At 64.1% G+C, this 4,942-nt stretch carries 6 protein-coding genes and 2 pseudogenes; 2 read left to right on the top strand and 6 right to left on the bottom strand.

What is annotated here, in order from left to right; genetic code table 11:
- The 4 genes and pseudogenes from ACSKB8_RS45320 to ACSKB8_RS45305 form a co-directional block, all read right to left on the bottom strand.
- Window positions 1-170, bottom strand: a 170-nt coding sequence (locus tag ACSKB8_RS45320) for a TadE/TadG family type IV pilus assembly protein (RefSeq protein WP_438111910.1), incomplete at its 3' end; no start/stop codon positions are given.
- Complete coding sequence (locus ACSKB8_RS45315; RefSeq protein ID WP_370986338.1) at window positions 167-670, bottom strand: TadE/TadG family type IV pilus assembly protein; 504 nt, start codon at window positions 668-670, stop codon at window positions 167-169. The genes ACSKB8_RS45315 and ACSKB8_RS45320, both read right to left, overlap by 4 nt.
- Before the next feature lie 11 nt (window positions 671-681).
- The gene (locus ACSKB8_RS45310) at window positions 682-1,557 is read right to left on the bottom strand and encodes a pilus assembly protein TadG-related protein (protein ID WP_438111911.1); all 876 of its coding nucleotides are present in this window, start codon (window positions 1,555-1,557) and stop codon (window positions 682-684) included.
- A 247-nt stretch (window positions 1,558-1,804) separates the two neighbouring features.
- Window positions 1,805-1,855 (bottom strand): annotated as a pseudogene (locus ACSKB8_RS45305) (hypothetical protein); the annotation flags it as partial.
- A 104-nt stretch (window positions 1,856-1,959) separates the two neighbouring features.
- Between ACSKB8_RS45305 and ACSKB8_RS45300 the strand changes: the two are divergent.
- The gene (locus ACSKB8_RS45300) at window positions 1,960-2,484 is read left to right on the top strand and encodes a hypothetical protein (RefSeq protein ID WP_438111909.1); all 525 of its coding nucleotides are present in this window, start codon (window positions 1,960-1,962) and stop codon (window positions 2,482-2,484) included.
- Window positions 2,485-2,500: 16 nt separating this feature from the next.
- Here the strand turns inward: ACSKB8_RS45300 and ACSKB8_RS45295 are convergent, their stop codons facing one another.
- Window positions 2,501-2,728: a DUF2093 domain-containing protein gene (locus ACSKB8_RS45295; RefSeq protein ID WP_195800562.1), complete on the bottom strand. Its 228-nt coding sequence runs from the start codon at window positions 2,726-2,728 to the stop codon at window positions 2,501-2,503.
- Window positions 2,729-2,905: 177 nt separating this feature from the next.
- Between ACSKB8_RS45295 and ACSKB8_RS45290 the strand changes: the two are divergent.
- A pseudogene (locus ACSKB8_RS45290) lies at window positions 2,906-3,729 on the top strand (dienelactone hydrolase family protein).
- Window positions 3,730-4,468: 739 nt separating this feature from the next.
- Here ACSKB8_RS45290 and ACSKB8_RS45285 read toward each other — a convergent pair.
- On the bottom strand, window positions 4,469-4,942 hold a 474-nt coding region (locus ACSKB8_RS45285; RefSeq protein WP_438111908.1), incomplete at its 5' end, for an exodeoxyribonuclease VII large subunit.

The following is a 4,942-nucleotide window of genomic DNA, read 5'->3' as shown; positions in this document are numbered from 1 at the left end:
GTTGCGCAACGCGCCGCCATTTCGCTCCCATGCTGGATCCCCAGCTGAGTCCAGAACAGCAGCCCGCATTCGATGATCCCAAATATGAACAGGAAGAACGCGGGAGCGGTCAGCGCAAATTCCAGCGCCGACGCGCCCCGATTGTCGTGCCACAATGCCGTGAGTTTCACTGCAGCCTCGCAGTGGACTGCGCGCTATAAGTATATGTGGCCGCCACGATCTGGTAATCGATGAGCGTATAGTAGGTCGCTCGCGCCGAGACCGTCGTATATGTTCCAGCCTGCGCGCCGCCGGTGCAGGTCGTCCCGCAAGTGACAGCGCTAACTCCCCCGCTCGTTGGGCATCCGCAAAATTGGACCGGCGGAGGCGAAGCAGTGATGTCCGTGGCGTTGGTGGCGCTCGTTACGGCGTTCGAAATGCCGCTCGTGTCAAAGCCGCGCGCAATTGCGTATTGCGCTCCCGCTTGTGCGGCATTTTCGACCTGCATCTTGCGATAGAGTGCAAGCCCAATGTCTGTCACCGACACGACCATCAGAGACAGTATCGGGATCAAGATGCCGAATTCGGCGGCCGCGACGCCGCGTTTGTCGCCGATAGCGGCGCGCACGTGCCCCATCAGAGAATCGAGCAATCGAGGGCGGCGCCTGGATGAGAAGTTCTGCATTTGCATCGGTCCAAACCTCATTCGATGAGCTGCGCGGTTTGCGAACCTATCGTCGCGGTGCCGAGCGCGGTACAATTGACCTGGAGGTTCGACGTGCCGCTGAACGTCAGCGTATCCGCGATGATTTTGGTGCAGGATGTGCTCGTGCCGTTGCCGCCACTGAAGCTGAGATTGGCCTTTGGCAGGTAGATGGCACCGCCGAAGTTTTGCGTGCTGCCGCCGGTGAGATTGAAAGCAGTTCCGGCTGGCATATTGCGATCGCCGTACATGACGATGCCTTTCGTGGCGCCGCTGGTCGGCGCCGTCAGGTCGACGGTCGCGTTGCTGCCGATTGAAGCGGTGCCCCAGTTGCTTCCCGAGCCGGTAAACACCAGGGTTACGCCGCTGCCCGTGATGGTGGCGTTTCCAGCGACGCTCAAGCTTGCCCCGTCCAGATAATAGATGCCTGGATTGAGGTTCAGGACTGCGCCGGCATTGACCGTAATGCTGCCCGTGTAGCAGCCGGGGTCGAGCGAGGTTGTTTTTCCATTGGAGTTGACCACTATCTTGCCGTTGGTGCAACTCGGCTTCGCGGGAGAGACGTTGGCGTAGGGGTCGGCGACGGGCGATATGTGCGTCTTGACACCGTTGGTCGCCGTGATGCTGCTGGCGCCGGAGACGTCGCCAACCACTCCGACCTGATTTGCAGCGACCGTGGCGCTGCCGGCAACGTTGAGCGAGGGGCTTGCACTCGAGTTGCTGTAAAGGTTGCATTTGATCAAGTTGAGCTGGTTGCCGCCGCTGACGTTGACAGCAGGACTTGCGCTCGAGTTGAGCGCAAGTACGCAGCCTGTCCCGGAATTGGGCAGGGCGACAGAGCGTGCGGTTATGAGGACAGGATCCGAGCCGAACAAGGCTGATAGCAGCCGCTGTTGCGGTTGAACTCACGATGACTTCGATGGCCTGCGAATTCGATGCATGATTGCCTGTCTTCGGCGGCTGGTTCACCGCGACCGTGACGTTGTTCGCCCCGTTCGCGTAACCGTAGTTTGCCGTAACCGCTTTGGCTTCGGACGAGGGGTCGGTCCCTGCACTCGCCGCTGTCGCAGCGCTGACCGCGCCAGAGTCAGCCGCGCTCTGCATGTTCTTGTGTTTGTAGTACCACCAGCCCACTTCCGTGCCGAGCCCTGCTGTGCCGACCAGGACCGGCATCAGCAGCGCCGAAATGATCACATAACTGCCCGACTGATCTCGGGCGAATCGTTGAAGCAGGCTAACCGCCCGCTCGCGCCGACGAGCATGTCGCTCTGGGCTCAATGGTGCATCGAACGAACGGCTGCAAAGTCTCCGGCGGTCCATGTGTGTCCTGCCCGCTTGCCACTTTTTCCCGTGGCAATGTGCGGCAGACCGACTTAAACCGGCCCCAACGGAAACGAGACAATTTTAAACATCGGCTGGCATTCAGCCGGCATTCATGGCCGCGCTCCTATCGATATATCTCCGATCAGGAGAATTCGATGAAACTGCGGTCCGCGATCATTGCCGTCAGCCTCACGTGTCTGCCGGTTTTGCCCGCTCTTGCTCAGACCCCCTCGCCGCCGCCTGCGGCCGCTCCGGCAAATCCGACAAGTGCGGTGCCGGTTCCCGCGACCAAGCGCGTCACGTGCCTCGCCACGACGCAAAACCTGAAGGGACAGGATAAACGCGACCAGCTGCAGCTCTGCATGGCGCAGGCGCGGTTCGATTGCCTCAAGCAGGCGATCGATCAGAAGATCGTCGGCGAGGCCCGCAAGACTTTCATCAAGACCTGCGTGGGCGCGGATGGCACCGAGCAACAATAGCCGCGCGGGCGCGGCCTCACGCCTGCGGCTTCGGCGCGCCGGGGAAATGCCGCTGGAGCACGGCGGCAGGCGTGGCGTAGGCTTCTTGCAGATCCACGCTCCAATATTTCAACTCGTCGAGCGGGATGCGCGTGTCGGTGATCGCGCAGCGCACATAGGTCCCCGGCGAGATCACGCGGAAATCGCCGTCGAGATATTGCACCTGCGCTTCGCCATGGCCCGAAGGGCCAAACTTGTTCAGCACGGTCGAAAGTCTCCGTGGAAGGCCTCTCCGTGGAAATTCCTTGGAGGGCACGATGTGTCGGGCTGGATGTAGCATAGATAGGGTGGCTTGTCCGCCCGGTAAACCCACTGGTTTGTGATGTTTTGGCGCCGTTTCCGCGTGGTAGTGCTTGGACCCAGGGTCTTGACGCCGAGTCCGATGCGCCTTCGACTGACCGCCTTGTTCCTGACGCTCCTGATGTCGGCCGCGCACGCCGCGCCTGTGCCGCAGCAGGTCGACATCCCGCTGTCGTCGGGTGTCCTGCATGCGCAGCTCTACAAGCCCGAGGGCGAGGGGCCGTTTCCGGCCGTGATCGCGCTGCACGGCTGCGGCGGGCTCAGTGGCCATTCCGATTCCGTCCTGCCGCGCTATCGCGATTGGGCCGAGCGGCTGCTGAGGGCCGGCAATGCGGTGCTGCTGCCTGACAGCTACGGCTCGCGCGAGCTCGGGCCGCAATGTCGCGTCAAGGAGATGCACGTCAAGGCGCGGCGCGAACGCGTCACCGACATCGCGGCGTCACGCGCCTGGCTGATGAAGCAGAGCTGGGTGGCGCGCGACCGCGTCAGCCTGATCGGCTGGGCCAACGGCGCCAGCGCGCTGCTGTGGGCCGTGCGGCCGCAGAGCGCGGCGCGCGATTTGGGCCCGGATTTCGCGCCGCGATTGCCTTCTATCCCGATTGCCGGATCTCCGCCGGCCTCGGCTGGAGCACGCGGGTGCCGACCCTGGTGCTGATCGGCGCCGATGACGACGTGTCGTCGCCGCCGGCCTGCCGCCAGATGGTGGACGGCGCGCGCGGCCGCAGCGCGCTCGCGCGCATCGTGGTCTATCCCGGCGCCTATCACGATTTCGACCGCGCCAACGCGCCGCTGCACGCAGCTGCCGGCGGCACCGACGTGGCCGCGCCCGAGCATGGCCATCTCGGAACCGATGCGCAGGCGCGTGCGGAGTCGCAGAAGGACGTCGCGGAATGGCTGGCGCGGTGAGGATGGTGCCGTCGTTCGTAGCCCGGACTTGTCCCGCCGTAGCTCGGTAGAGCGAAGGCGGAAGCGGGGCCGGCCGAGGAACAACGTCAGGCGGACAGCCCCGCATCGACCACCGCCCTGCACGGACCATGATGGCCGACCGGGAATCTACGGATCGCGCGTGGCGCCGGTTTCAGCATGTCGCGACGCCATCATTCGACCACGATGTCGATTAAACGCAATCAGTATGCGCAACCGCATCGCCCTTTTCTCATCCGCTGTCATCGTTTTCACTGTCGCGATCTTCCTGTATGAGGCCCACGCTGGCGCACCACAGCCGGCGCCGGAACATTGCGGCTTCTGGACCACGATCGACGCGGGATTGTCCTGCCGGTAAGGCGGACTGCCGCCGCAGTCGTCATTGCGAGCGCAGCGACTTGTCCGCCGAAGCTTCAGCGAAGGTGGAAGCAATCCAGAGTCTTTCCGTTGATGGATTCTGGATTGCTTCGTCGCAAGGGCTCCTCGCAATGACGAGGGGGCACGCACGCTTCCCACACACGAGCTGTCATCGCCCGGCTTGCCGCCTTCGCTGAAGCTTCGGCGGCCAAGCACCCTTGTGGCCCCGGCGTAGCCTTGGCGGAGCCGGGACCGGGCGATCCAGTACGCCGAGACGTCTGTGATTCACCGAGGAGCCTCGGCGTACTCGGATTCCCCGCATTCGCGGGGAATGACACCGAGGGCGGAGCGTCGCCCTCGCGCCTCAGAACAAGCTGCCCTGATCCACCGGCTTGGCCACGCGCTTCGGCGCGGGCTTTGCGTCTTGCGCGGCCGGCTTTGGCTGCGAGGGCGCACGCTTCGCCGCAGGCGCCGGGCGGTCCGCATCCGCAGTCGCGGCCACACGGCCATCGGCAAACTCGATCTCGAGCCGCGCATTCGGCCCGACACTGTCGGCCGCATGCAAGGGGTGGCCTACTTCATCGCGCACCAATGCAAAGCCGCGCGCGAGCACGCTGCGATAGGACAGCGCGGAGAGCAGCTTGCCGCTGTTCTCGACACGCGCATCGAGCCGTTGTAGCAGCGTGACGAGCGCGCGTTGCGCGCGCTCGGCGAGCCGATGCGTGTGCTCGCGCTGGCGCAGAATCGCGTTGCGCTGCGCCTGTGCGTTGGAAAGCTTGGACGCGCGCAAGCGAACCTCGAGCCCGGCAAAGTGGTCGCGCCGCCGCCGCAGCAGCGA

Source organism: Bradyrhizobium sp. BR 1432 (genome assembly GCF_051547705.1).
GTDB classification, from domain to species: Bacteria; Pseudomonadota; Alphaproteobacteria; order Rhizobiales; family Xanthobacteraceae; genus Bradyrhizobium; species Bradyrhizobium zhanjiangense.
Note: the sequence above shows the minus strand (reverse complement) of the source record. Positions and strands in the feature narration are given on the sequence as shown.